Annotated in this window: 26 protein-coding genes; 13 read left to right on the plus strand and 13 right to left on the minus strand. The window is 63.0% G+C overall.

Translation table 11 applies throughout. The features are described 5' to 3' along the window. Nucleotides 1–206: 206 nt before the first annotated feature. The 6 genes from EC912_RS04220 (at nucleotide 207) to EC912_RS04245 (ending at nucleotide 5,423) form a co-directional block, all read left to right on the plus strand. Nucleotides 207–1,043 carry a cytochrome b/b6 domain-containing protein gene (locus EC912_RS04220; protein ID WP_132141908.1) on the plus strand — a complete coding sequence of 279 codons (837 nt, stop codon included), beginning with the start codon at nucleotides 207–209 and terminating at the stop codon, nucleotides 1,041–1,043. Continuing rightward, nucleotides 1,036–1,791, plus strand: a complete 756-nt coding sequence (locus EC912_RS04225) for a molybdopterin-dependent oxidoreductase (protein ID WP_132141909.1) — start codon at nucleotides 1,036–1,038, stop codon at nucleotides 1,789–1,791. Before EC912_RS04220 ends, EC912_RS04225 begins: the two co-directional genes overlap by 8 nt. Nucleotides 1,792–1,970: 179 nt before the next feature. Beyond that, complete coding sequence (locus EC912_RS04230; RefSeq protein ID WP_132141910.1) at nucleotides 1,971–2,369, plus strand: HU family DNA-binding protein; 399 nt, start codon at nucleotides 1,971–1,973, stop codon at nucleotides 2,367–2,369. A gap of 181 nt (nucleotides 2,370–2,550) precedes the next feature. Then, nucleotides 2,551–2,937 carry a BlaI/MecI/CopY family transcriptional regulator gene (locus EC912_RS04235; RefSeq protein WP_132141911.1) on the plus strand — a complete coding sequence of 129 codons (387 nt, stop codon included), beginning with the start codon at nucleotides 2,551–2,553 and terminating at the stop codon, nucleotides 2,935–2,937. A 1-nt stretch (nucleotide 2,938) separates the two neighbouring features. Then, nucleotides 2,939–4,684, plus strand: a complete 1,746-nt coding sequence (locus tag EC912_RS04240; protein ID WP_132141912.1) for a M56 family metallopeptidase — start codon at nucleotides 2,939–2,941, stop codon at nucleotides 4,682–4,684. Between the two features lie 70 nt (nucleotides 4,685–4,754). Beyond that, nucleotides 4,755–5,423, plus strand: a complete 669-nt coding sequence (locus EC912_RS04245; protein ID WP_132141913.1) for an HAD-IA family hydrolase — start codon at nucleotides 4,755–4,757, stop codon at nucleotides 5,421–5,423. A gap of 181 nt (nucleotides 5,424–5,604) precedes the next feature. Here the strand turns inward: EC912_RS04245 and EC912_RS04250 are convergent, their stop codons facing one another. From EC912_RS04250 to EC912_RS04275, 6 genes are all read right to left on the minus strand, one after another. Further along, entirely contained in the window at nucleotides 5,605–7,215 is a 1,611-nt protein-coding gene (locus tag EC912_RS04250; RefSeq protein WP_243649146.1) for a sulfite reductase subunit alpha, read from the minus strand. Next, entirely contained in the window at nucleotides 7,212–8,228 is a 1,017-nt protein-coding gene (locus EC912_RS04255; protein ID WP_243649147.1) for an FAD:protein FMN transferase, read from the minus strand. The genes EC912_RS04250 and EC912_RS04255 overlap by 4 nt, the downstream gene beginning before the upstream one ends. Nucleotides 8,229–8,289: 61 nt before the next feature. Next, nucleotides 8,290–9,099 carry a DUF4198 domain-containing protein gene (locus tag EC912_RS04260; protein WP_132141915.1) on the minus strand — a complete coding sequence of 270 codons (810 nt, stop codon included), beginning with the start codon at nucleotides 9,097–9,099 and terminating at the stop codon, nucleotides 8,290–8,292. Nucleotides 9,100–9,125: 26 nt separating this feature from the next. Next, on the minus strand, nucleotides 9,126–9,638 hold the full coding sequence (locus EC912_RS04265) for a DUF2271 domain-containing protein (RefSeq protein ID WP_132141916.1): 513 nt from the start codon (nucleotides 9,636–9,638) through the stop codon (nucleotides 9,126–9,128). 10 nt (nucleotides 9,639–9,648) lie between these two features. After that, complete coding sequence (locus tag EC912_RS04270; protein WP_132141917.1) at nucleotides 9,649–10,269, minus strand: PepSY-associated TM helix domain-containing protein; 621 nt, start codon at nucleotides 10,267–10,269, stop codon at nucleotides 9,649–9,651. A gap of 172 nt (nucleotides 10,270–10,441) precedes the next feature. Beyond that, nucleotides 10,442–11,053, minus strand: coding sequence for an outer membrane protein (locus EC912_RS04275; RefSeq protein ID WP_132141918.1), 612 nt, complete (start codon nucleotides 11,051–11,053; stop codon nucleotides 10,442–10,444). Nucleotides 11,054–11,434: 381 nt separating this feature from the next. On the opposite strand from EC912_RS04275, the gene EC912_RS04280 reads away from it, so the two are divergent. Continuing rightward, nucleotides 11,435–12,838: a tryptophanase gene (locus tag EC912_RS04280; protein WP_132141919.1), complete on the plus strand. Its 1,404-nt coding sequence runs from the start codon at nucleotides 11,435–11,437 to the stop codon at nucleotides 12,836–12,838. 33 nt (nucleotides 12,839–12,871) lie between these two features. Here the strand turns inward: EC912_RS04280 and EC912_RS04285 are convergent, their stop codons facing one another. The 5 genes from EC912_RS04285 to EC912_RS04305 form a co-directional block, all read right to left on the minus strand. Continuing rightward, the gene (locus EC912_RS04285) at nucleotides 12,872–13,141 is read right to left on the minus strand and encodes a hypothetical protein (protein ID WP_132141920.1); all 270 of its coding nucleotides are present in this window, start codon (nucleotides 13,139–13,141) and stop codon (nucleotides 12,872–12,874) included. Between the two features lie 863 nt (nucleotides 13,142–14,004). Beyond that, a complete protein-coding gene (locus EC912_RS04290; RefSeq protein ID WP_165973505.1) occupies nucleotides 14,005–14,757 on the minus strand; it encodes a hypothetical protein in 753 nt (250 codons plus the stop codon). Nucleotides 14,758–14,941: 184 nt separating this feature from the next. Further along, a complete protein-coding gene (locus EC912_RS04295; RefSeq protein WP_132141922.1) occupies nucleotides 14,942–15,226 on the minus strand; it encodes a hypothetical protein in 285 nt (94 codons plus the stop codon). A 183-nt stretch (nucleotides 15,227–15,409) separates the two neighbouring features. Further along, entirely contained in the window at nucleotides 15,410–15,685 is a 276-nt protein-coding gene (locus EC912_RS04300; protein ID WP_132141923.1) for a hypothetical protein, read from the minus strand. Nucleotides 15,686–15,762: 77 nt separating this feature from the next. After that, a complete protein-coding gene (locus EC912_RS04305; protein WP_165973506.1) occupies nucleotides 15,763–16,782 on the minus strand; it encodes a ShlB/FhaC/HecB family hemolysin secretion/activation protein in 1,020 nt (339 codons plus the stop codon). 202 nt (nucleotides 16,783–16,984) lie between these two features. On the opposite strand from EC912_RS04305, the gene EC912_RS04310 reads away from it, so the two are divergent. The 6 genes from EC912_RS04310 to EC912_RS04335 all read left to right on the plus strand — a co-directional run bounded on the left by EC912_RS04310 (nucleotide 16,985) and on the right by EC912_RS04335 (nucleotide 22,133). Then, complete coding sequence (locus EC912_RS04310) at nucleotides 16,985–17,659, plus strand: response regulator (RefSeq protein ID WP_132141925.1); 675 nt, start codon at nucleotides 16,985–16,987, stop codon at nucleotides 17,657–17,659. After that, on the plus strand, nucleotides 17,652–19,091 hold the full coding sequence (locus EC912_RS04315) for a sensor histidine kinase (RefSeq protein ID WP_132141926.1): 1,440 nt from the start codon (nucleotides 17,652–17,654) through the stop codon (nucleotides 19,089–19,091). Before EC912_RS04310 ends, EC912_RS04315 begins: the two co-directional genes overlap by 8 nt. Nucleotides 19,092–19,294: 203 nt before the next feature. After that, on the plus strand, nucleotides 19,295–20,131 hold the full coding sequence (locus EC912_RS04320) for an alpha/beta hydrolase (protein WP_132141927.1): 837 nt from the start codon (nucleotides 19,295–19,297) through the stop codon (nucleotides 20,129–20,131). Between the two features lie 16 nt (nucleotides 20,132–20,147). Continuing rightward, a complete protein-coding gene (locus EC912_RS04325; RefSeq protein WP_132141928.1) occupies nucleotides 20,148–20,507 on the plus strand; it encodes an EamA family transporter in 360 nt (119 codons plus the stop codon). Beyond that, a complete protein-coding gene (locus EC912_RS04330) occupies nucleotides 20,504–20,923 on the plus strand; it encodes an EamA family transporter (protein ID WP_132141929.1) in 420 nt (139 codons plus the stop codon). The genes EC912_RS04325 and EC912_RS04330 overlap by 4 nt, the downstream gene beginning before the upstream one ends. Next, nucleotides 20,907–22,133 carry a DegT/DnrJ/EryC1/StrS family aminotransferase gene (locus tag EC912_RS04335; RefSeq protein WP_132141930.1) on the plus strand — a complete coding sequence of 409 codons (1,227 nt, stop codon included), beginning with the start codon at nucleotides 20,907–20,909 and terminating at the stop codon, nucleotides 22,131–22,133. The genes EC912_RS04330 and EC912_RS04335 overlap by 17 nt, the downstream gene beginning before the upstream one ends. Here the strand turns inward: EC912_RS04335 and tsaB are convergent. Both tsaB and creD read right to left on the minus strand, forming a co-directional pair. Further along, the gene (gene tsaB, locus EC912_RS04340) at nucleotides 22,130–22,819 is read right to left on the minus strand and encodes a tRNA (adenosine(37)-N6)-threonylcarbamoyltransferase complex dimerization subunit type 1 TsaB (protein ID WP_132141931.1); all 690 of its coding nucleotides are present in this window, start codon (nucleotides 22,817–22,819) and stop codon (nucleotides 22,130–22,132) included. The genes EC912_RS04335 and tsaB overlap by 4 nt on opposite strands. Beyond that, a complete protein-coding gene (gene creD / locus EC912_RS04345; RefSeq protein ID WP_132141932.1) occupies nucleotides 22,816–24,153 on the minus strand; it encodes a cell envelope integrity protein CreD in 1,338 nt (445 codons plus the stop codon). Before creD ends, tsaB begins: the two co-directional genes overlap by 4 nt. Nucleotides 24,154–24,229 lie beyond the last annotated feature (76 nt).

Genomic DNA, 24,229 nt, shown 5'->3' on the forward strand with positions numbered 1-24,229 from the left:
ACGGCACCTCGGCGGGAAAAAGCCCGGCCAAGGTGTAACCCATGTCCTGGCACACCTGTTACCTATGTCCTGGGTCCATACACGCACGCCGGAATCCGCAGCGGTGCGCCCGGGAAGGCCCCGTCGCACGAATTCACGCTCTTCGCGAAAGCAATCCGTCCGTCGCCGGGTCATACTCCATATCGCCCCATGCGGACGGATGCCCCATGACCGACACGAACGGATCGCGCCTCGTCTATCGCCATCGCTGGCCAGTGCGCGTCATGCACTGGATCAACGTCGTCTGCCTGTTCGTGCTGCTGGGCAGCGGACTGCAGATCTTCAACGCCCATCCCTCGCTGTACTGGGGCATCCGCTCCGATCCCGGCAAGGAAGTCCTGAAAATAGGCGCCGCGCAACAAAGCGACGGCCAGCTGCGCGGCATCACGACGGTCGGCAACCATGCGTTCGACACCACCGGCGTACTCGGCGCCTCGCGCGTCGGCACCGACGTTCAGCCGCGTGCCTTCCCGTCGTGGGCGACGATTCCCGGTCCCGGCTGGCTCGCGATGGGGCGGCGCTGGCACTTCTTCTTCGCGTGGCTCTTCGTCGTCAACGGACTCTGCTATATCGCCTGGTCGCTGGCCAGCCGGCACCTGCGCGACGACCTCGTGCCCACGTGGCGCGACTGGCGCGGCATGGGACGCTCCATCGTCGATCACCTCCGCTTCCGCCACCCCCATGGCGACGAGGAGCTCCGCTACAACGTGCTGCAACGCATCGCCTACCTCGTCACCATCGTCGTATTCGGCGGGGGCATCGTCCTGATGGGACTGGCCATGTCGCCGCGCATGGACGCGGTGCTATCGCCACTGGTCGATCTCGTCGGCGGCCGGCAGTCGGCCCGCACCATCCATTTCGTCATCGCGTGCGGTTTCGTCGCCTTCATCGTGGTGCATGTGCTGGAAGTCATCATCACCGGCCCGCTGAACCAGCTCCGCGGGATGATCACCGGCTACTACCGCGTGAAACCCGAAAAGCCGCAGGAGACTCCCCATGACTGAACGCCGCCGGTTCCTGCGCAATACCCTTCTGGCGCTGGGCGGTGCCGTCATCGCCGGCTGCGACCGGATATCGAACAGCGACACCGGCGCGCGCGTACTGGGTACGGCCGAAGACGTGACACGACGGATGCAGAAGCTGTTCTCGCCGTCCCAGGCACTGGCGAAAGAGTACGGAGAAGCCGATATTTCGGCGGTTTTCCGGCCAAACGGCAGCACCATGCCGGATACGGACGACTATCGGGCACTGCTCGAATCCGGCTTCAGGGACTACCGGTTACAGATCGACGGTCTCGTGGCACAGCCGATGCAACTGTCGATCGCGGACCTGCGCGAGCTTGGCACCCGTACGCAGATCACCCGCCACGACTGCGTCGAAGGCTGGAGCGCTATCGGCAAATGGACCGGCACACCGCTGTCCGCCGTGATCGATCGCGTCGCCCCGACACCGGCCGCCCGCTACGTGGTCTTCCACTGTTTCGACGAGATGGAGGAAGACACGCCTTACTACGAAAGTATCGACCTGACCGAAGCCCGGCATCCGCAGACGCTGCTTGCCTATGCGCTGAATGGCAAGGATCTGCCCGTCGCGAACGGTGCGCCGTTGAGGCTGCGCGTCGAGCGCCAGCTCGGCTACAAGCAGGCTAAATACATCCGCAGACTGGAATTCGTGGACTCCTTTGGTGGCATAGCAGGCGGCAAAGGCGGCTACTGGGAAGACAATGGATACGAGTGGTATGCAGGCATCTGATGCGGTGCATCACGGGTCGGAAATGAATGAAGACCCCTTCGTCCCTTAAAAAAAGGGTCGAAACGAGAAAAAAATCTCGCTTACCCTATTTCACACGGCGCAAAGCAACGCTAGAGTGAGTCGCCCGCTGGGCACCGGCCGGAACGGCCGAACTTTTCGATCACGTGACAAGGATAACCATGGCCAAGACCACCAAATCGGCGGCGACAAAGAAAGCCGTCAAGGCGCCTGCCAAAGCCGCTGCTAAGGCTCCCGCCACCCTCAAGCCGATCAAGGACGCGCTGTCGAAGTCCACGCTCGTTGCCCATCTCGTCGAGCACAGCGGCGTCGAAGGCAAGGGCGTGAAGGCCGTTCTGGCCTCGCTTGAAGCCGTCATTGCTGCATCCATTCACAAGAAGGGCGCTGGCTCGTTCACGCTGCCCGGTCTGCTGAAGATCACGTCCGTAGCTGTTGCGGCCAAGCCGAAGCGCAAGGGCAAGGATCCGTTCACCGGTGAAGAGCGCATGTTCGCCGCCAAGCCTGCATCGGTTAAGGTCAAGGTTCGCCCGCTGAAGAAGCTCAAGGACGCGGCAGCCTGATCCGTTCGCGCATGACGCCCTAGCGTCCACGCGCAACGACAAGCATTCCAGACGCCCCCGCCTTCGGCGGGGGCGTTTTGGTTTGTGAGGTATGCACACACGGGATATGCCGGAAGTCATGCTTGACTACACGTGTAGTCAAGTGCACCCTGACTACACGTGTAGTCAGAGGCAATACCCCATGCTCAAGCGATCCATCGGCGATCAGGAACTGGCCCTCCTGGAATACGTTTCCAGCCATCCGAAGAGTTCGGTAGCGGATGTGCAGACCGGTTTCGGCGAGCCACGCAGTCTGGCGCGCTCCACGGTTCTGACGATGATGGAGCGGCTGCGCACGAAGGGCTATCTCGGTCGCCGCCGCGCCGAAGGTTCCTTCCGCTACAGCGCCAGCAGCGGTGCGACCGATGTCATGCGCGGCGCCGTCGGCAGCTTCGTCGAGAAAACCCTGCGCGGTTCCGTCTCGCCTTTTGTCGCATGGATGTCCGAACGCGGCGAAGTCACCGACAACGAACTGGCCGAGCTGGAAGCGCTGGTCAGTACGCTCCAGTCGAAGCGCAAAGGCCGCTGACATGGACGCCCTTGCCGAAACCCTGCTCCTGCGCCTCGGGCATACCTCGTTGCAAGCCTGCGTACTGGGCGCCGTGGTGTATGCACTGACCCGATACATCCCCTCGCTGTCGGCCGCGACGCGTGCATTGCTGTGGTGGCTGGTGGGCGTGCAAGCTGTCGCCGGCCTGTTCAGCGGTACGGCGTGGCAACTGCCGTGGCTCCCCTCGCCGCAGCCCACCGCGATCGAACCTACCACCATCACTGTCATGGCGCCCACGACGTGGCATGCCTCGCATGTCCCTTCCCTGCCCGAAGCACACGGCATCGCGTGGACGACATGGTTGTTCGCGGCCTGGGCAGCGATCGTCGCCATCCAGGCCATCGTCGCCTTCGTGCAGTGGCGCCGCATTCGCGGCGTGATCGCCCGCGCGTTGCCCCACGACGACGCACGCCTTGAGACGATGGTGTCGCAGCGTGCGCGCCGCCTGGGCATGCGCCGTTCGCCCGCTCTCGCATGTTCCGTTGAAGTCGTCTCGCCCCAGGTGGTCGGCATCCTGCGACCCACGATCCTGCTACCCGTCGAAGCCATACTGGACGACAGCGAGCTGGAGATGGCACTCGTCCACGAACTGGCCCATGTACGGCGCGGCGACATCTGGCTTGGCTGGATTCCCGCCCTCGCGCGCGCCCTGTTTTTCTTTCACCCCCTCGTGCATTACGCCACGCGCGAATACGCCCTTTCCCGAGAGGCGGCGTGCGATGCGGAAGTGCTGCGTCGCGGTCGTCAGGCACCACAAGCCTATGGACGTCTGCTACTGCGCATGGGCGTTTCGCCGCATACGCGGCATGCGCTCGGCGGCGCCTCCCCCACGTTCGAAACCCTGAAAAGGAGACTCACCATGCTTCAGAACGCCAACGAGAAGAGCCCCCGCGCGCTTGCCTGGTTCCTCGTCGCCGTCGTATCCGTGGCGGGCGTGGTGCCGTATCGCGTCGTCGCCTCGACCCATGTCGCACCTGCCGTCGATATGCAGGCACGTCCCGCACCGGTTGCCCCCAGTCTTCCGCCGCTACCGACCGCCCCGCCCGAGCCGATGCCGCCCGGCGTTCCGCCGGCGCCCCCCGTACCACCGCAGCCGACCGCGCCATTCGGCAGCGAGTTCGACCACAGTGTGGTCACGTTCGACAGCGACGCGCGCAGCGCTTACGTCATCATGGACGGCCGTTCGATGTTCATGAGCGGCACGCGTGTCGATGCGCAGCGCGCCAGGCAGCAGCGCAAGGGCGACGAACCCCTGCTGTGGTTCCGTCGCGCCGATGGCGAATGGGTCGTGCGCGATCAGACGTATATCAAGAAGATCCAGTCGGCCTTCTCGTCCGTCAGCGACCTGAGCGAAAAGCAGCAGGCCCTGGCCGGGAAACAGCAAGCGCTCGCCCAGAAGCAGCAGGGCCTGGGACAGCAGCAGGCGTCACTCGGTTACCAACAGGCAAAGCTCGGTACGAGACAGGCGGAAATGTCTTTACGCGCGCCCGACCCGAGCCTGTCCAGCGCACGCGATGTACTGGTAGGCGAGCAGAACAAACTCGCCGTCGAACAGAGCAAAATCGGAGAGCAGGCAGCAAAGCTCGGTATGCAGCAGGGCGAACTCGGCTCGCAGCAGGCGGAACTGGGGCAGCGTCAGCGGGAAGCAGGCCAGCGCGCCCAGCGCGACGTCGAAAACTTGCTCGACGAGGCTGTGCGCACGCACGTGGCGCAGGCTGCGCGCTGACGGAAACGCAGGTCTCCGGTAAGGTGAACACCTTCGTCGCCACGCGACGCGCTCACTTACCGGAGACCTCATGCAACTGACCGCCGGCCGCACCATCGAAGCACGGGCCCTGCTATTCGATATGGATGGCACCCTGATCGACTCGCGCATCGCCGTCGAACGTATCTGGAAAGCATGGTGCGAGCAGCACGGTGTCGACTGGCACTATGTCCTGCCCCGCCTGCATGGCGTTCGTCTTGCCGACTCCGTACGCAGCTTCGCGCCGCCGGGCACGGATCTGGTCGCCGAGACCGCGCATCTGTACAAACTGGAACTGGAACAGACAGATGGCATCGTGCCCATTCCCGGTGCTATCGACCTGCTCGCATCGCTACCCGCCGACCGCTGGACGATCGTCACCTCCGCCGACCGGGAACTGGCCGAGGCGCGACTGAAGAGTGCGGGCATCGCGCCGCCCGAACGGATGGTCTGCGGCGACGACGTCGCCCATGGCAAACCCGATCCGGAAGGTTATCTGGAAGGCGCGCGGCGTTTCGGCGTCACGGCCGGGGAATCGCTGGTGTTCGAGGATGCCGCCGCGGGGATCGAGGCGGGCATGCGTGCCGGTGCGCGCGTTATCGCGTTGGCCGGGGATCATCCCGAAGAGCTGCGTGAGGGTATCGAATGGGTGCCGGATCTGACATGGCTGCGATTCGATGGGGTGGTTGGGGATAAGGTGCGGCTTGCGGTAGTGCGTTAGGAGCGGATAGCGGAAGAGGCGCACGTTCGAGCGTGGTCGCTGCGGATTCCGGCCTGCGCCGGAATGACGGTGAAGCAAATGAAACCCGCGATGTTGATCCCGCCCTCTTCGTCATTCCGGCGCACGCCGGAATCCGCAGCGACCACATCCGGAAAAGTACAAACGCACGGGCATAACCACCTCAGTACACATCCCGCCGATACCGCCCCGCCGCCGCAAGCTCTTCGACACGCACATCCCCCAACACACTACGCAACGCCGTATCCACCCCGGGCGCCATGCCCGCCAGGCTCCCACATACATACACGCTGGCCCCATCGGCCACCCAACGGCGCAAGTCATCGCCTGCGGCGCACAACGCGTCCTGCACATAACGCAACGAGCCGCCATCGCGCGACCACACCAGATCCAGCCGCTCGATATCCCGCGACGCGCGCCACGCTTCCAGCTCGTCCACGTGCAGACGGTCCACTGCCGCCTGCCGTTCGCCGAAGACCAGCCAGTTACGCCGGTGTCCCGACGCGATGCGCTGCTTCAGTAAGGCGCGCAGTCCTGCGATGCCCGTACCGTTACCGATCAACACGACGGGACGATCGTCGGCCGGCGCATGAAAGCCCGCGTTACGACGCACGCGAACATCGATCTCCGCACCGACGGCCGCATGATGCGTCAGCCAGCCCGAACCGACGCCCAGTGCACCATCCGGGCCTCGTTGCCGACGCACGACAAGATGCAATGCACCATCGCTCGGCAGCGACGCAATGGAATATTCGCGATGCGGCAACGCGGCGAGCGTCGGAAGCCAGACATCGGGCGAGCATCCACGAACCTTATCGGGCACCGGCAGATGCATGCCAGCCAGCAGGTTCGTCAGCGCACTATCGGCGACAAGTTCCGCCTCTTCCGTCCAGCGTGCGATATCGGCGGCCCCATGCCGCGGACCGATCTCGACGATATCGCCCGCATTCCATTGCAGCCACGAGGCATCGCCGGGCACCAGCGCTACATGAAAACAGGCTTCGCCAAGGCTGCCCGCATTGAGCAGACGCCGCTCCGTCAGACGCCATGCCTGATACGAAGGACGCTGCCAGTCAGGCATCTCCGTATTTCCACTGAGCTGACCGATGTGGTGCTGCCAGTGCCGAAGCGCGCCCTCGTCGCCGTTGTCGACCTCCACCAGATCGAACAACGGCAGCGCGCCGGACGCATGCAACCAGTGTTCGAGGTGATAGCCGAATGCGCAGAAGTCGTCGTAGTCGCGATCGCCCAATGCAAGAACGCCGTAACTCAGATGACCAAGCGCAAGCGGTGCGGACATCGCGGCGCGCTGAAACCCCACCGCGCTGTCCGGCGCATCGCCCTCGCCCGTGGTACTGACGACGAACAGGACCCGTGCGTGACCCGCAAGCGTGCTCGCATCGAGTTGTCCGATCGTACGTGTGTCGACCGGTATGCCCGTATCGCGCAACGCTTCCGCCGTGCGCATGGCAAGCTCCTCGGCGAATCCCGTCTGCGATGCATGGACGACAAGAATACGTTCGGCGACCGGCGTTGCTACCGCGACGTCTATCACGCGCGATGCGGAAACCCTCTCACGACGACGCCCAACGGCCAGCGCCACGCTTCCGGCCGTCCAGATCAACGTAATGGCAATCGCCCAACCCAGACGCTGCGAGTCGCCGCTCGCGGAAAACAGGCTGGCCCGATGCCAGCGCCACAACATGATGGCGACCGCGATCAGGCACACGCCTATCAGGCATTGTCCCAGCAGTGCCCGCCGCGATGCGGTCACGACTTCAGCGCCGCCGCGAACGCCGGCGACATGCGTTCTTCGAATCCGTGTTCGCCATAGAGAACGAAAAGCACGGCGATACCATGAGTCTTCGCATACGCCATGCCCGCATCGGGACCGAGTACCGTCATCGTGGTACCCAGCGAATCGGCGTGCATGCAGTCGGCCGCGATGATGCTTACCGACGCGATTTTATGAGCGACGGGATAGCCCGTACGCGGGTCGATATGGTGTGAGAAAACCTTGCCGCCGCTTTCGAAGAAATGCCGGTAGTCACCCGAGGTAGCAATGGCGCGATCGCGCAGCGAGACGATCCGTTCCACCTGATCCACGTCGTCGACGGCACCCGCCGCCGCACCCGGTCGCTCGATACCGACATGCCACGGTGTGCCATCGGGTTTCCGGCCGCGTCCGCGCAGCTCGCCGCCCACTTCGACGAGATAGGCATCGATACCCTGCGCATCGAGCCAGCGTGCCACCTGATCGACACTGAAACCTTTCGCGACCGACGACAGGTCGACGTAAACGCCACCGGGCTGCAACGCACGATGGTTCTTCGGATCGAGCTGGACATGTTGCCAGCCAACCCGCGCGCGCGCCGTGGCGATGGCCTCCGGCGTCGGTGCTTCATGCGAGTGACGCTCCGGGCCGAAACCCCACAGATTCACCAGCGGTCCCACGGTCGGGTCGTACGCGCCACCGGACGACGATGCCAGTTGCAGCGCATAGCTCAGCACGTCGTAGAACTCGACGGGCAACACCTGCCACGTACCGGCCGGCGCGCTGTTGAACCGGCTGAGATCGGACGCCGGTTTCCACGTACTCATCTGCAAGTCGACGCGATCGACTTCGGCCTGGATGCCGGCACGGATGCGCGCCGGATCGGCCTCGGCGGGAAGGACGGCGTTGACCGACCAGGTCGTTCCCATGACCTCGCCTTCGAACCGGCGTACGTCGTTCGCTGTCGCCAGGGGAGCCACCAACAGAAACAGCAGGACGAGGATCGCTTTCATGGATGGCATCGCAGATGGAAAGGCCCGGACGCGATAACGCGCCACGGGCCGGATGGCTTACTTACTGGGGCAGTACTTCGAACGTGGCCGTATAGGCCAGCCGACGCTGCTTCGCTTCCTTGACGCTGGTATGGGTGTCTTCGGCACTGGCGTTCACCCAGTACATGCCCGGACCGGGGAACGTGATGCTGAAGTTGCCGTCCTTGTCGGTGGTGGTATCGATCTCGTCCGGCGAATTGCGGTAACGGGTGGCACCCGGAATCGCAATAACCTTCAGATTCGCCGCCGGCTTGCCGTCCAGCACCAGACGGAACTTCGCCGGCTCGCCGGCCGCAAGGTCGTTCGGATGCGTCACGGGAACCAGCTCGAGGCCGACGTTCGTGGCCTTCAGCGCACCGGTGCTCGGCGTGCCCTGCGTCACGAAGGTTTCGACACGCGTGGACATCTCGCCCACCTGCACGTTCTTCGCACCGGCCGGGACGCCGGTTTTCAGTTCGCCTGCCTTGCCGCGCCAGCGCTTCTTCTGGCCGTCGAGTTCATAGCTGGCGGTCAGCCCCTGGTTCACCAGTGCAAGACGATACGTGCCCTTCTGCGGAACGGCCAGATCGAACGTGCTGCGGTACTTGCCCGTCGACGCATTCTCCGGCTTCACCGTCGTGCCGTCCGGCGCGGTAATGACCAGCGTGTCCAGCTGCGCGGGGAAGTGATCCGGGTAATACAGATCGTTGGAGATCGCAGCGTCGACCGTCACCCAGGCCTCGTCGCTGGACAGCACGGTAGCCGACGGCACCATCCACATCTTGTGGGCCTGTGCGGCCAGCGGCAGGGCAAGGGCGAGGCAGAGCGCCGCGCGGGCGAGAGTACGTGTCATGGTCGTCTCCTGATGCTTACTAGGAACTAGGGATTGAGGTCGAGGCTGATCAGGCCGAGTTCGTCCTTGCCCTGCGCCGTGAGATGCGTGGGCTTCGCGGATGGCCAGTCGAAAGGAATGCGCTGCATTTCGCGACCGCCGACTTCGCGCGCGGCTTCGACGACGAGTTCGTAATGACCCGGCGCCAGCGTGCCCAGCGGCGGCTTGCCATCGGAAAACGAAAGTTGATGCTGGCCGGCGGGACGCGTCGCGCCGGACACGCCGTCGATCGGCATCGTCTGCTCGCGCCCGCTGCGCCGCCACCACTGGCGCATGTCCTTCAACCACTTCGTACCTTCGCCGTCGGCCTTCTTCACGTCGTACCAGACCGCCAGATTCGCGGCGACCGTGTGGTCTTCGCGCTCGATCCAGACAGCGACATACGGCCGGTGGTATTCGGCCACCTTCAGCGTGGGAATTTCCACGGTGAGATTCATGTCCGCACCGAACGCCGGCGCGGCAACGGCGAGGCAGACGGCAACGATAAGACGACGACGCATGAAACCCCCTTCAGTGAATGAACAACAGCACCAGCACCAGCGGCAGCACCAGACCGAGCGCAACCATCGGCCAGGTGGCACCGCGCTGCGCGGCGTGCATCTTCAGCAGGAACAATCCGGTGATCGCGAAGATCAGGCAGGCCAGCGCGAAGATGTCGATAAACCAGCTCCACACCGCGCCGGTATTGCGGCCCTTGTGCAGATCGTTGAGATAGGAAATCCACCCGCGGTCGGTGACTTCGTATTCCACCTCGCCGCTATCCCGCTGGATACTCAGCCATGCATCGCCACCAGGGCGCGGCAGCGCGAGATAAACCTCGTCGTCGCTCCAGTCCGCGTCTTTTGCCGCCAGCGAGAGATGCATCCGCGTATCGATCCAGTCGCGAACCGGTGCAGGCAATGGCGCCGACTTGCCGCTCGCAGCCAGCGTCGCCAACACGTCGGCCGGCAGCGTCGCCTTGCGATGCTCCACCTTCGGCGCCGCCTCGATACTGCCGGCGTGATTCAGCGTAAAGCCCGTACCGGCGAACAAAACCAGCGCAATCAGGCAGACCGCGGAACTGATCCAGTGCCACTGGTGCAGATACTTAAGCCAGAACGCGCGGCGTTGCCGGTCGACGGTATCGCGCATGTGCTGGCGTGGCCCCTGAGGTTTCGGATCGGTATGGGCCTACATGGTAGACGAGATGCGAATGACTCGCAATTGCGATGAAGGACGTCGGCAGGCCGCCATCAGAAGGGGCAAGAGCCGGGGCGGCCCTTGCCCGTCGATTCAAGATGCGACCCTTGATCGAACAACGGTCTTAGAACCTGTATTCGGTCGACAACTGGACGGTGCGCAAATTGAAGTGAATACGATCTTCATCGGACCGAGTTGCCATCCAATACTTATCCACAGACAGCCCGATGCTCCACGACGGCGCGACGTTGAAGCCGACACCAAGGCCCAGATAGTTGCCATTGTCGCGAATGCGACTTTTTACCTGGCCTTCGACCGACTGGAACGACGACGATGCCCGCCAATTCTGCCAGCCCGCGCGTCCCGTCACATACCAACGATCAGATAGTGCGAAGCGCACATTACCGCCCCAAGCAATGGTCGAGATTTTATGCCGACCGGCATAAGGGCCGACATCGTCGGTGCCCGTAAACGTCGACGTGCCAAACTTCTGATAGGCCAACTCCGGACCGAACGACCACTGATCACCGAGCGCCCAGCGAAATCCGCCATTCACGCCCAGCGTTGCGCCACTGTCTTTTACACGCTCGTCGAAGTACGGCACCGTCACGAAAGAAGACGTCGCCTTACCGACCTGCGCCCCGACAAACCACCCCGCCCCATCCTTCGCGGCTGCCGAACCAGCCACCGCGAAACACGCCACAGCAGCCACACCCATCCACATATGCTTCTTCATTCCATGACTCCTTGTGTCGTTCAATCCTCACCCGTCTGTCCGTCAGATCGGGCGTTCACTGCAAACCGGGAGCCTCACCGAGACAGCCCGGCTCTTACGCAAGCGTCAGCTGAAACCGATCGCTTCGAGAGCAATGTAGAGATCGACACCTGTCTCGTCACTACGACTAGTCCGAAAGAACATGGCATTTGTATGCCGCGCCATGACGGCGCACGACGAAGCCATGTAAGGGAATTCCGGCGCTCGGGTAACCGCATCGATCTCAGAAGCGGCAGAAGGGCACAGCGGCGCCTACAACCGAAGTGATATTGCAAGCACCATCACGACAGCGGACGCTCCAACGACGAAGTCCAGGTTGATTCGCGACTTCCGGAGGCCGTCATGAAGCGAGTTCCCGAGCCATACCGCATAAAAATGGTCGAGGCAATCCAGACACTCAGCGCCACCGAGCGTCAGCATGCGCTTGAGCGGGCCGGCTTCAATCCGTTTCTGTTGCGCAGCGACGAGGTATACATCGACCTGTTATCCGACTCCGGCACGGGCGCCATGAGCGACAGGCAGTGGGCAGGCCTGATGACAGGCGACGAGGCATACGCCGGCTCGCGCAACTTCTTCCATCTGCGCGATGCGGTCGCCGAACTATTCGGCTATCCCTATACCGTCCCGACTCATCAAGGACGTGGCGCCGAGCAAATACTGTTTCCTTGTCTTGTCGAAAAGAAGCGCCGAAGCGGACGCGCAAACAACCCTGTCTTCATCTCGAACTTCCATTTCGACACAACAGCGGCACATGTCGAGCGCGCTGGCGCTCGCGCACTTAATGCATTGACCGTCGAAGCGCTGGATACCGAAGAGTATTACGCCTGGAAGGGAAACTTCGATCTGGCGCTCCTCGAATCGCTTATCGACGAACACGGAAGCGACAACATCGTAGCGATCATCACCACCGTCACATGCAACAGTTCGGGCGGCCAACCGGTATCGCTGGAAAACATGAAAGCTGTCTACGCCATCGCACGACGGCACAACATTCCCGTCGTGATCGATGCAGCCCGTTTCAGCGAGAACGCCTACTTCATTCAACAGCGCGAAACTGGCTACGCAGGCACCCCCATCCGCGACATCGTAAGAGCCATGTTCCAATGCGGCGACATGCTGACGCTATCGGCGAAAAAAGACGCCATGGTCAACATCGGTGGATGTTGCAGTATCCGAGACGACAAGGAACTGTTCGAAGCCGTGCGCGCACAGTGCGTGCTTATGGAGGGCTTCGTCACGTACGGCGGTCTCGCGAGCCGGGACATGGAGGCACTCGCCATCGGTCTTGATGAGGCCGTCGACGAACGTTTCCTCGCGTTTCGCGTCGGGCAGGTAACCCATCTTGGCAAGCGCCTGCGGCAGGCGGGCCTACCGATCCAGCATCCCGTCGGAGGACACGCTGTCTTTCTGGACGCGGCCCGCATGTTGCCCGGTATCGCCCCCGATCGATTTCCCGCGCTTGCACTTGCGAACGAACTATATCTACACAGCGGCGTTCGCGGCGTGGAAATCGGCTCCCTGCTGATGGGACGCGACCCAAAGACGGGACAGCAAAAGCCCACGCCCCTGGAGCTGTTGCGACTGGCCATTCCGCGTCGCACGTACACCAACGACCATATGGACTATGTCGCCGACGCCCTGATCGACATTCATCAACACGCCTCCAGCATCCGCGGCCTGACCTTCGTCCACGAGCCACCGGTTCTAAGGCACTTCACAGCGCGACTGGTCCCGGTGCTGGACTGACCCTCCGCTTCTACAACAACAGCCGACATTCGTTCAGCCCACCAACGCATCCGCCGCCTTAGCGCGATACAACGCCACAACGAGACCCAGAGCCTCGTCGGCAAGCCCTCCCACCGACGACATCGCCTGCGCCATCTCGTCCGGATCGAAATCGGTATTTGCGGTCAGCGCCAGCATCTTCAACAGCGACTTCGTCGCGACAATTCGGGAGTACGCCACATCGTGCAGCGCTTGCGGCGGAAGATCGAGATTCCCCGCGCAGAGCGGACATGCGACGTGTAACGAAGGCGTGAGATGCGACATAGACGGTTCCTTGTGCCCGATAGGCCGCCACCCCCAAAAGGGTGGCGGACGTGTCGGGGTCGAAAACCGGTCTCTACCTAACCCGGCCAAGCCGAAGCCTGCCCGACACGCCCGCCATAAACACGCAGGAGTGAACGCAGGCAGCAGTTGCTGACCTGCGTAGGAGAGAAACGGGTTTCGACACCCGGCCGCCGAACTCGGCGACCCGGAAAGCATCCCAGCCCCTCACCCTCGCAACCATCCGATTATTCCGAAAAATGCGACGAATATTCTTGAGAGTGTTGGTGGGTGGCAAGCCGAACGTAACGAAAGTGCCAGCACTCATTCCTGCACAGCACAGAGGCTTTGGTGAAAACATCTGCCACACCACCACCCAGCACAGCCGGTAGGCAAACGCCGCATACGATGTCTCATCTAGTAGAGCGAGATATGTTCATCCACATGACGTCCGCACTTCCTGCAAGGCAGAGGCTTCGATGCCTTCCTGAGGAAACTCCCTACACCATGGTAGCGGCCACCACAGCGCGGGCACCGACAACGAAGAAATGGTAGCCCCGAGGCAATAAGAATGATCGGTGCTGCTACCAATGTCGCCCATCGCGCAACAGTCGGAAACAGCGCTATGCGATGCGTCGCCGCAACCGCCGAAGTCGCGACAACAAATCCGGCTATGGCCCAACCCTGTTTCTTCCGCATTTCCGCTGAAGCCGCGCGCATCCGACGATGTTCTCGAAAAGATTCATCCATGATCGACCTCATATCCAATAGATTCGCTACGAATCAAGCGTAGTCCTGCACCATTCCGATACGGCCAGAAGACCATCGCTCCGAGAAGTACTAGACACTCACTGCGACGGCTGAAATTACCGCGCATGCCGTTCCCCACCTTCCGAAGATGTCAAACCTTCGCTCTCCAACAATCCCAGGTCGCTGAGGAACCGATTGGCGCAATGGCTCCCAATTGCTGTTGCCGCCCTTCTTACTTCCGCCTCGTCACCAGCAAGCCAGCGATCGACACTCGCTGTCTTCTTTGTAGCGCCGAGACACGGCGATTCCAGAACGGTTCCCTTGTCGTCGCGCACTTTGATTACGACGTTGTAGTAGACCCGGTAATTGTCCTGTTCAGATAGCTTCTCGTAGTCGACACCCCAGAACGACGCCACTGCCTGCAAAGAGAATTTCCCGTCACTTCTGACGGTAACGCCATGGAGGCCGAGCTTACGCCTCAAAGCTTCTGCAGTCGCACTGGTTGGCTCACTGTATGCGAGTGACTCGGCGGGTCCAAATGCACTAGGAAGCGAGTCAGTGTCTGTATAACCACCCGGCGGGACCGGGTTTCGCTGCCTGATCGTGGTGTAACCACCCGCGAAGAGGGAGGCAACTGTCTTCGCTGCCGTCGCAGCCACGACCTTTCCCTTGGTCTGCGTTCTCAATTTAATCGGCAAACTCGAAGGAGATGTAATCCCTTCCAGACGCATCCTCTCGACCAAATCCGCCGAGGGCACTCCCGTCACTCGAGGGGGAGGTGCGCTGGCGCAACCGCCGAGGACAAGAATCACACCGATCAAACTGGCCTTATTCCGTTGAAACGCCATGTCACCACTCTCCCTTTCCATGTGTTATTTCTCCAATCAAACTCAGATACAGGTTACTTCGATACGTGAAAATGACACTGCCCCGAAGCGCAGCAGTACCGACATTGATCGGTGCCACCTCGCAACTTTTTCCGTGCCATGCACGCCATCAGGCTTCGCGCCATCGAAGAAAATCAGCACGACGCTGCGATTCATACTGGAAACATCAAGGCAGAACAGCACCTCCTTCAAGAAGGTCCAGCAACCGGCGAACAGCCTCGCCGATCAGCACAGGCTGACGATCAGTCGATTCTGTGTAACAGATTTCCTCAATCTTATTTGAGCAGTCAGAGAACACCGCGCGCAACCAACGCTCCTCATGAGCAACGACATCATTTTCCGCAAGATACAAGCAGGACTGAAGGCCTCCAATCTCTAGCTCACCCGCCAAGTAAAGTGCACACGCTCGTTTGACGGACTCAATTGTCTTTGGATAAAGCCAATGTTTCATTCAACCGATTTTCAGTTGCACCGCGCGTTGTCGTCGTGATTGAAGAAAGCAGCCCGGACTTTCCTTCCGACCAGTTTCCTCCCATGGGTGCGTTTCCACGCCGGCGTCGAGTACTACGTCGCATCTGGCCGCGGGGGCGATCCCGCCTTGATCGCTGGTGAGGCTGGCAGCGATCACGTGACATCAAGACTCATGGACGGAATTAGTCCACGCAATCAGCATGGCTAGTCCGCCCGCAACAACGAACAGCAAAAATTCGGGCCAAATAACAGCATGACTAGTCAGATTTTCAATAGTTTTGGAGAAACCATACATCCGACATGAATGCGCAAAAAGTACGACATTCGCCATTACTCCGGAAAGAAGGAATATTGTCCTATAGCGGTATCGCTTAATCAGGCGACCGATGACTGGCGCAACAAAACCACCAAAAATACCCGAAAAAAATCCATCGAACACACGACTACTCCTTGCCGCTATTGCTACCCGAAACAGCTGCATCAGCCGCCTTGCCGGCAGACTTCCCAACTACAAATTTATTCAGTCGCCCAGCGCTTTCCGACGCGCTGTGCGGCGAGGTCAACTGTGCGCGATTTGCCGCGCGTAGCGAAGGTCTGCCAGTAGCCCACGACCGTCTGGCGATAGGCGTAGTCGTACAGAGATGCCGTGAAAAGCCAATGGCCCATGGGAACGCTGTAGCTGGCATTCGTGCCGCGTGTTCCATGCCGTGAACTGGCGGGCAGGTTCCGGTTGATTCCCACCGACAGGAGGTCGTTCAACCGCAGCGGATTGTCGAGGGCCAGATTCAGCCCCGCCTGCAGGCGCCCGGTAGCACGCGAACCGGTGTCGTCCAGTGTGGCGACGACATGCCAGGGCCGGCTACGCCGCATCGCGATAACGAGGTCGGACTCCCCCGCAAGCCGTCCGGGCGCGATATCGACGTTGGCGTCCTGCGACGACAGGCGCTTGATCTGCTCAAGACCCTGCTCGATGTCGCGCAGGTTGAGCAGGTCGCCGGGGCGGATCGGAAAGGCGGTCCGCCATGTTTCGTCCTGCGAACCATGGGCAAGGCGAATGTTTCCCACCGTTCCCGGCAGCACGGCCAGACGAAGCACGCCCGGCGCGACCGCCTGTTCTGGCAGAGCGATACGCGTCGTGACATAACCCCGGTTGGCAATCAGGGCGGCTGTCCGTGCCCGGATCGCCTGAACGCCCTTCGGCCCGACGCAGCGACCGGCATAGCGGTCGAGGTAACGCTGGGCGAAAGCGAACTCCCTCGCATGTGCACCGTCGAGCCGGATAGCCGAAAAGCGCAGGCACTGCGCCTCCGCTGGCAGGTCGATGCGATGAGGGGCGACGTCCTGCGACTCCAGCCGCACCTCGGGCGCGTTGCGCTGATCGGCCCGCGCCTCGGCGTCGCGTTGCGCACGATCCCGTTGTTCCTGCCGGTCCAGCAACGTCTGCGACGCGGCGGATGAAGCGAATAAAGCCGCTGTCGCGACCGCAAGGCTACGCACGCGGAGCGTCATGCGCCGCGGCGGATAGAGCGTTGTCATCCCTGATGTCCTTGAAGCTTCCATCGGCCAAACCGACCGGCAACGGCCACTCTAAAAGGCGTGCCCGCGAGAATCCGCACGACTAATCTGAAAATCCCTGCCGATTTAGCGTCATATACGTGAACGATTAATCCGACAGGCCTTCGCCTCGGGGTTCCCCGAGGCGTATTCTTGCGCCAGCACCCCAGCAGGCTTTCCCCTGATGCGCATCCTTGTAGCCGAAGACGACGCCGCCATTGCCGCGGGCGTCCGTGCGTCGCTGGAACAGAGCGGGCACGCGGTCGATCACATTACCGATGGCGCCAGCGCCGATACCGCGCTGCGCGATCACCCCTACGACCTGCTCGTGCTGGACCTGGGCCTGCCGGCGCTGGACGGCAGCGACGTACTTGCCCGACTGCGACGACGCGGCGCGGGCATTCCGGTGCTGGTGGTGACGGCGCGCGAGGGCTTACGCGAACGCGTCCGCGTACTGGACCTGGGAGCCGACGATTACCTGGTGAAGCCGTTCGCCCTGGTGGAGTTCGAGGCACGCGTGCGCGCCCTGCTCCGTCGACGCACGACACAGGGCACGCCTGAATTGCAGATCGGCCAGCTGCGTCTGGATATCGCGGGCCATCGTGCGTGGATCGGGCAGTCGCCCCTGGAATTGACAGCACGCGAATTCGGGCTGGTCGAAGCGCTGGCCACACGACCGGACAAGGTCACCAGCCGTGCGCAGCTCGTCGAAGCCCTGTGCAACTGGGACGAAGACCTGACCGACAACGGTCTGGATATCGCGCTGCACCGCCTGCGTCGCAAGCTGCATGGATCTGGCACGAACGTGCGGACGATTCGTGGTCTGGGTTACCTGTTGGAAGAAATGCAGGATGCCTGACGCCGGTTTCGCGAAAACCACACATTGGCGACGACGCGGGAACGAAAAACCCAGCCTTCGACGTCGCTTGCTCACGTTTCTGCTGGTGCCCGTGCTGATCGTGCTGCTGCTCGATTCTCTGCTGGCCTATCTTGTCGCCCTCGCCTATTCCAATCGCGTGCACGATGCGGACCTGTCCGACTCGGCGCTGACGCTCGCCGAGATGATGACCAGCAATGCGCTGGACGGCGAACTGACGGCACAGGCGCGCTTCCTGCTGGAATACGATCCGGACGGACGCAATTACTACTCGGTGATCAGTTCGACGCGCGGACGGCTCATCGGCAATGCCGAACTCGGCAATCCGGGGCACCTGGTCGCCGTCGACCGCGCACCCGTGCTTTACAATTCGTCGCTCGGCAACCGGCCGCTGCGCGCGGCGGTGATGCGCATCCCCAATCCCAATGCGCACGAGCCGAACGACGTCCTCACCATTACCGTGGCGGAGAACCTTCGCGACCGCCACCAGCGCGCGCGCGAAATCCTGATGCTGACCCTGCCGTTGCAGACGCTGCTGATCCTGGCGATCTTCCTGCTCCTGTGGTTCGGCGTCAGCTACGGTCTGCGCGTACTCGAACCGCTGACCGCGCGCCTGGGCCGGCGCGGACACGACCTCAGCCCCATCGGCGAGACCGATGTGCCGGTCGAGATCCTTCCGTTGACGCGCACGATCGACGACCTGTTCGCCCGCATGCGCGGCATGATGACCTTGCAAGAGCGTTTCATCGCCGACGCCGCGCACCAGCTGCGCACACCGCTGGCGGGCATCCAGTTGCAGGTGGAGCGCATGGACACCACCAACGACGTGACGGCGCACGCCGATGCGCTGGCGCATATCCACCGGCTGTCGACCCGCGCCGCGCGCACGTCCGCGCAGTTGCTTGCGCTTACCCGCACGCAGTCGCCACATCTGGACGAAGCGGGCCGCATGTGCGCGATCGATCTGGCCCAGATCATTCCCGAGGCCGTCTCGTTGCGCGTGCACCAGGCCCTGGGCTCGCGCATCGATCTGGGCTACGAAAGCAATATGGAAAGCAGTCCCATTCTGGGCGATGCCCTGATGCTGCAGGAGCTGCTGGATAACCTGATCGACAACGCGTTCCACTACGCCGGACCCGGCCATAGCATCACCGTCGGTCTTCACAGGATCGACGACGCCGTGCTGCTCAGCGTCGAGGACGACGGCCCCGGCGTGGACGATGCGTTCCTGTCCCGGCTGGGCGAGCGCTTCTTCCGCGTGCCCGGCGTCCGTGAAGAAGGGACGGGCCTTGGACTGGCCATCGTGGAAAGCATCGCCGAGCAGCACGACGCCAAGGTGACCTTCCTTCGCGGGGCCTTGGGCGGCCTGCGCGTGGAAATTCGCTTCTCGCCGGCAGAAACGCCCCCCGCGTGACGAGTCCGCTCTTGTGCAGAAGCGCGCTTGAGCGCGCTCCCTGAGTGGGGCGCGGCCGTTCGCCATCCACTTCGCAGGAAATCGCGCTCAGACGCGCTTCTGCAGGGAAAGCTCGGTACAGGGCGCGTACAGCTGCCGAAAGGTTAGTGAAACCGCCTGGTGACACGCTGCAAGCACTATCCAGACCTGCGCGGAGCGCCAACGTGGCCAATTCGGCTGAATTCATCTATGAAGGCGATCGCACCGGCGTATTGCTTATTCATGGGCTTACCGGCACTCCGACTGAAATGCGTCTGGTGGGCAAGGGTCTGAACCGTGCTGGCTTCACGGTCGTCGGCATGCAGCTCGCAGGACATTGCGGTACCGAGGACGAACTGCTCGCCACTACCTGGGAAGACTGGTACGCCAGCGTCGAAGCCGCGGCCGAAACGCTGCGCGGACGTGTCGACCACCTGTTTGTTGCCGGCCTGTCGATGGGCGCGCTGCTCGCGCTGCGACTGGCGGCCCGGCGTCCCGAGTGGGTCGACGGCGTCGGCGTCTATGGCGCCACGTTCCGTTACGACGGCTGGAGCATTCCCTGGACGGGCAAGCTGTCCTTCCTGCTGCCGTGGTTCAAGCGTTTCGGCATCGGTCGCAAGCGCAGCTTCATCGAACAGCCGCCGTACGGCATTCGCGACGAACGCCTGCGCGCGCAGGTCAGTTCCGCGATGTTCTCGGGCGACAGCGCGGCCGCCGGCCTGCCCGGCAATCCGTGGCATTCGCTGGCCGAACTGTATGCGTTGGCGAAGGACGTGCGTAAGTCGTTGCATACGGTGACGGCTCCGTGTCTCATCGCCCACGCCGTCGAAGACGACGTGGCCAGCGTCGGCAATGCCCAGTTGGTCGAATCGCGCGTCTCGGGTCCGGTCGAAATGCTCCTGCTCGGCGACAGCTATCACATGATTACGATCGACCGCGAACGGCGCACGGTCATCGACCGCTCGGCGGATTTCTTCCAGCGTATCGTCACCGGTGCACGCCCGACGCGCGTGGCGGCGTAATGCACGGGCACGTCGTATGAGTACGCTTGCCGTCATTTTGTGGATACTCAACGTCGTGCTCGATACCGGCGGCCAGCTGGCCTTCAAGGCTGCGGCAAGCGACGACCGCGCCGGTGAAGGCATGGCGCGCTGGCGCTATATGTTCGCGCGGCCGTGGCTGTGGGTCGGCGTCGGCTGCTACGTGTTCGAGTTCCTCGTCTGGATCGCCTTCCTGTCGCTGGTGCCGTTGTCCGAGGGCGTGTTGCTTGGCTCGATCAATATCGTGGTCATCATGCTCGCCGGGCGCTGGCTCTTCCGCGAAAAGCTGACGCCGATGCGGGTTACGGGCATTCTTTTGGTGGCCGCGGGCGTCGCCATCGTCGGAGTCGGCGGATGAAGCGTTTTTACCTCATCGGCTTCGCGCTGCTCCTGGCGTTCGACACGCTGAATCTCGTGTGCTTCAAACTCGCGGGCAACCATGCGCTGCCCGTGGAGATGTCGATCGAGTGGATACAGCGTGTGTTCTCGCATCCCTGGATCTACGGCGCGATCTTTGGCTACATCGGTGCGTTCTTCACCTGGATGAGCCTGCTCAAGCACGCGCCGATCGGTCCCGCGTTCGCGGCATCGCACCTGGAAGTGATCAGCGTGATGTTGCTGTCCTACTGGATATTCTCCGAACCGGTGACGACACCCCAGATCATCGGCGCCATCGCCATTCTGCTGGGCATCGTCTGCCTCGCCATCTCGGAAACGGAAGTCGCCGAATCCACGCCCGGCGCCGCGGACAGCGCGCATGTCGTATCGCCCTGACCGCGAACTCCCCCCGACGGCTGGCCTGCCATTGGCCATGGGCGACCTGCGTGCGCGTCCCGGCAAACGTCTGACCGATGCCGCGGCGGCGTTGCTGGATGTACCGGCGACGCAGCTGGAATGCTCCGGCACGGCGTCGCTCATCGTGTCCCTGCTCGCCCTGAAGGAACTGGCGCCGAACCGACAGGAAGTCGTCATGCCGGCGTACACCTGCCCGCTGGTTCCGATGGCGGTACGAAAAGCGGGACTGATTCCCCGGCTGTGCGATCTGGCACCCGGGCAGTTCGACATGGACAGCGAACGCCTCGACGCCGCTTGCGGCGACGCGACGCTGGCCGTGCTGCCCACGCATCTGGCCGGCCGCATCGCCGATGTCGCGACCTCGGTTGCCATCGCCCGGCGCGCGGGAGCGTTCGTGATCGAGGATGCGGCGCAGGCGCTCGGCGCGCGTCACGACGGCAAGAGTATCGGCATGCTCGGCCACGCCGGTTTCTTCAGCCTTGCCGCGGGCAAGGGGCTGTCGATCTACGAGGGCGGGCTGCTGGTCGCGAGCGATCCCGACCTTCGCGCCCGGCTGGCTCGCGTCAGCGCCGAACACGTACCGCGTCGTCCCTTATGGGAACTGCGGCGCGGCATCGAATTGGCAGGCTACGCCGCACTCTACCGGCCGCGCGGCCTGCGCTGGGCGTATGGCGATCCATTGCGCCGCGCATTGCGTCGCGGCGATCTCGTGGCCGCCGCCGGCGAAGACTTCGGACCGGACATTCCGTTCCATCGCGTGGGCCGGTGGCGTGAACGCGTGGGCGCCACGGCTATCGACCGGCTGCCCGGTTTCCTGCGCACGACGGCACGGCAAGCGATGCGACGACTGCCGCGCCTCCAGGCGATCGAGGGACTGCATGTGTTCTCCGATCGTCCGGGCGACGAAGGCACCTGGCCTTATTTTCTTATCGCCATGCCGGACGAAGCCACGCGCGATGCCGCGCTGTCCCGTCTGTGGCACGCCGGTCTCGGCGTGGGCCGCCTGTTCATCCATGCCCTGCCCGACTACGCGTACCTCGGTGCGATGAAGGGCGACGACGATGTCGCCAACGCGCGCGACTTCGCCGCGTGCACGCTCACCGTATCGAACAGCCCGTGGATCGACGACGGTACGTTCGAGCACATCTGTGCGGTGCTCGAAGCGCTTGTCGTCCGAAGCCGCGCTTAGGCGCGCCCCTGCTCCACCAGCGTGAGCGCGACCTTGTCGCGCAGATAAACCGGCAACGCAAACTCCGGCGATACGGCCATGCCGTCGCGGAATCGACGTGCGGCAATTTCCGCGATGTGACGCGCCTGCGGAAAACGCGCTCCATCGGCCGACAGAACCGGCGCGTGGATACGTTCGCGAAGCACGGCTTCGTACGTGGCCCAGCCAGTGCCGACGACATGCCACGCCGACGCTTCCGGCAGGATGAGCGCCGCCGCCGTGTCCACACGTTCGGTATCCAGAGCGATCAGCCCGCCGTTGTCGTCGCGGCGATAGCATGCGACATAGATTTCGCCCATGCGCGCATCGATGACCGCCAGGATGGCGGCCTCGTCTTCCGGCGCTTCCAGCGCCAGTGCCTCCAGCGACGATACGGTGACTACGGGTACGCCCAGCGCCATGGCCATGCCCTGCGCCAGCGACACGCCGAGGCGTACGCCGGTGAATGCGCCGGGACCGCGACCTACCGCGATACCGTTGAGCGCTTCGCGCGACAACCCTGCCTCGGCCAGCAACGCGTTAGCCATCGGCAACACCAGCTCGGCGTGACGGCGCGGTGCGATCTCGCTGCGCTCGATCACTTCGTCCCCGTGGACGAGGGCGACCGAGCAGGCTTCCGTTGAGGTTTCGATGGCGAGGAAGTTCATGGCGTTTCCGTAGTGCGGGTCGACGTCGGCAGTCCGTAGGCGTACCAGTCAGTACGACGCGTGAGATACATCAGCGTGGCAACCACGGCCAGAAGCACGATGGCACCGATGAGCAGCGCGTATTGTTCCGCGCCGATCAGGCCGTAGAGTATCGCGTAAACCAAGGCCAGCACGCCGCCCAGCATGGCGCCCGCCCGCCAGGTGTCCAGTACCGCCGCCGCATAGCCGCCGACGATCAGGACCACGGCCGATGCCGCGGACAGATAGGCCCATCCGAAACCGATCTGCTCGGACAGCGCCAGCAACAGCACATAGAACGTGGCCATCGCACCGCCTACCAGCAGGTATTGCACCGGATGGACACGCAGGCGCTTCAGCACCTCGAACAGGAAGAACGCGACGAAGGTCAGCGCGATGAAGAGCAGACCGTATTTCCCGGCCCGCTCGTTCTGCTGATACACGCTGGCGGGCTGGTACAGATCCACGCCGAACGCCGAGGCCGCCAGCCGCGTGTCCACCTTGTCGTTACCCGCGTCCCAGTGCTGGCCGTAGTCGCGGTTCAGATCCAGCATGTGCCACGTCGCCGCGAAACCATCGGACCGCACGTCGCGCGAGGTGGGGAGCAAGGCGCCCGCGAAACTCGGGTCGGGCCAGGGCGCCTTGATGTCCACCGTATTGCTGCGCGCGAGGGGCAATACGCGCAGCGATTCGGTGCCCGCGATATGGGCGACGACGGTGAAGTTGACAGGTGTATCTCCCTGCGCGGCGAGGTCGACGGGCAACGAAACCACCGAGAATTCTCCCATCCGGTCCGTCGACGATGCGAAGCGCCGGGGCTTGCCGTCGATCGTCACGGAAATATCCTTCAGGCCCTGCGCATCGCGCAGCAACAAGCGCAGTTCGGCTTTGTTGCCGAGCCATGTCGCGTTGCTGGCCTTCTCGAAGGTACGGACATCCTCCGGCAGGATTCGCCCGGAAATGTGCACCTCGGCGACGTAGATGGGCGCTTCGTACATGCCGTATTTACGCTTGTCGACGGTCAGGTTCGCCGTCGTGGACAGCGTATCGGCGAGTACGATTTCGGTGGACATGCGCGTCGCCGTGGTCGTGGTTCCCGCCACGGCGACCTGTTCCTGCGTGGGGATGGCGAGCACCAGCCCGCCTATGGTCTGCGCGCCGCCCCAGCCCTGCGCGATGCGCGCGGTGGCATCGTCGCGCAACGCCTGGCGCTCCGCGACGAGACCGTTGATCTGCCCGAGCGGGATAAGCATCAGCAGCGCGAGCAATCCCACGCCGAGTACCTTGGCGGTAATCGTCTGTGTCCAGGTAAACATCGATGTCCCTTTCGGTCTGAGTAATACACAGCAAAGCGCTGCGCCCGGCCGTGGCCGGGCCGGGTTTCTGGCGGAA

It is taken from the genome of Luteibacter rhizovicinus (genome assembly GCF_004342265.1).
Lineage (GTDB): Bacteria > Pseudomonadota > Gammaproteobacteria > Xanthomonadales > Rhodanobacteraceae > Luteibacter > Luteibacter rhizovicinus_B.

Bases quoted from the DNA above. Each gene is read 5' to 3' on its own strand.
- EC912_RS04295 (WP_132141922.1), bottom strand. From the start codon at position 15,226: ATGAAACATTGGCTTTATCCAAAGACAATTGAGTCCGTCAAACGAGCG.
- EC912_RS04220 (WP_132141908.1), top strand. From the start codon at position 207: ATGACCGACACGAACGGATCGCGCCTCGTCTATCGCCATCGCTGGCCA.
- EC912_RS04235 (WP_132141911.1), top strand. From the start codon at position 2,551: ATGCTCAAGCGATCCATCGGCGATCAGGAACTGGCCCTCCTGGAATAC.
- EC912_RS04280 (WP_132141919.1), top strand. From the start codon at position 11,435: ATGAAGCGAGTTCCCGAGCCATACCGCATAAAAATGGTCGAGGCAATC.
- EC912_RS04275 (WP_132141918.1), bottom strand. From the start codon at position 11,053: ATGAAGAAGCATATGTGGATGGGTGTGGCTGCTGTGGCGTGTTTCGCG.
- EC912_RS04330 (WP_132141929.1), top strand. From the start codon at position 20,504: ATGAAGCGTTTTTACCTCATCGGCTTCGCGCTGCTCCTGGCGTTCGAC.
- EC912_RS04260 (WP_132141915.1), bottom strand. From the start codon at position 9,099: ATGACACGTACTCTCGCCCGCGCGGCGCTCTGCCTCGCCCTTGCCCTG.
- tsaB (WP_132141931.1), bottom strand. From the start codon at position 22,819: ATGAACTTCCTCGCCATCGAAACCTCAACGGAAGCCTGCTCGGTCGCC.
- EC912_RS04230 (WP_132141910.1), top strand. From the start codon at position 1,971: ATGGCCAAGACCACCAAATCGGCGGCGACAAAGAAAGCCGTCAAGGCG.
- EC912_RS04285 (WP_132141920.1), bottom strand. From the start codon at position 13,141: ATGTCGCATCTCACGCCTTCGTTACACGTCGCATGTCCGCTCTGCGCG.
- EC912_RS04255 (WP_243649147.1), bottom strand. From the start codon at position 8,228: ATGAAAGCGATCCTCGTCCTGCTGTTTCTGTTGGTGGCTCCCCTGGCG.
- EC912_RS04335 (WP_132141930.1), top strand. From the start codon at position 20,907: ATGTCGTATCGCCCTGACCGCGAACTCCCCCCGACGGCTGGCCTGCCA.
- EC912_RS04265 (WP_132141916.1), bottom strand. From the start codon at position 9,638: ATGCGTCGTCGTCTTATCGTTGCCGTCTGCCTCGCCGTTGCCGCGCCG.
- EC912_RS04290 (WP_165973505.1), bottom strand. From the start codon at position 14,757: ATGGAAAGGGAGAGTGGTGACATGGCGTTTCAACGGAATAAGGCCAGT.
- EC912_RS04315 (WP_132141926.1), top strand. From the start codon at position 17,652: ATGCCTGACGCCGGTTTCGCGAAAACCACACATTGGCGACGACGCGGG.
- EC912_RS04270 (WP_132141917.1), bottom strand. From the start codon at position 10,269: ATGCGCGATACCGTCGACCGGCAACGCCGCGCGTTCTGGCTTAAGTAT.
- EC912_RS04240 (WP_132141912.1), top strand. From the start codon at position 2,939: ATGGACGCCCTTGCCGAAACCCTGCTCCTGCGCCTCGGGCATACCTCG.
- EC912_RS04245 (WP_132141913.1), top strand. From the start codon at position 4,755: ATGCAACTGACCGCCGGCCGCACCATCGAAGCACGGGCCCTGCTATTC.
- EC912_RS04310 (WP_132141925.1), top strand. From the start codon at position 16,985: ATGCGCATCCTTGTAGCCGAAGACGACGCCGCCATTGCCGCGGGCGTC.
- EC912_RS04225 (WP_132141909.1), top strand. From the start codon at position 1,036: ATGACTGAACGCCGCCGGTTCCTGCGCAATACCCTTCTGGCGCTGGGC.
- EC912_RS04325 (WP_132141928.1), top strand. From the start codon at position 20,148: ATGAGTACGCTTGCCGTCATTTTGTGGATACTCAACGTCGTGCTCGAT.
- EC912_RS04305 (WP_165973506.1), bottom strand. From the start codon at position 16,782: ATGACAACGCTCTATCCGCCGCGGCGCATGACGCTCCGCGTGCGTAGC.
- creD (WP_132141932.1), bottom strand. From the start codon at position 24,153: ATGTTTACCTGGACACAGACGATTACCGCCAAGGTACTCGGCGTGGGA.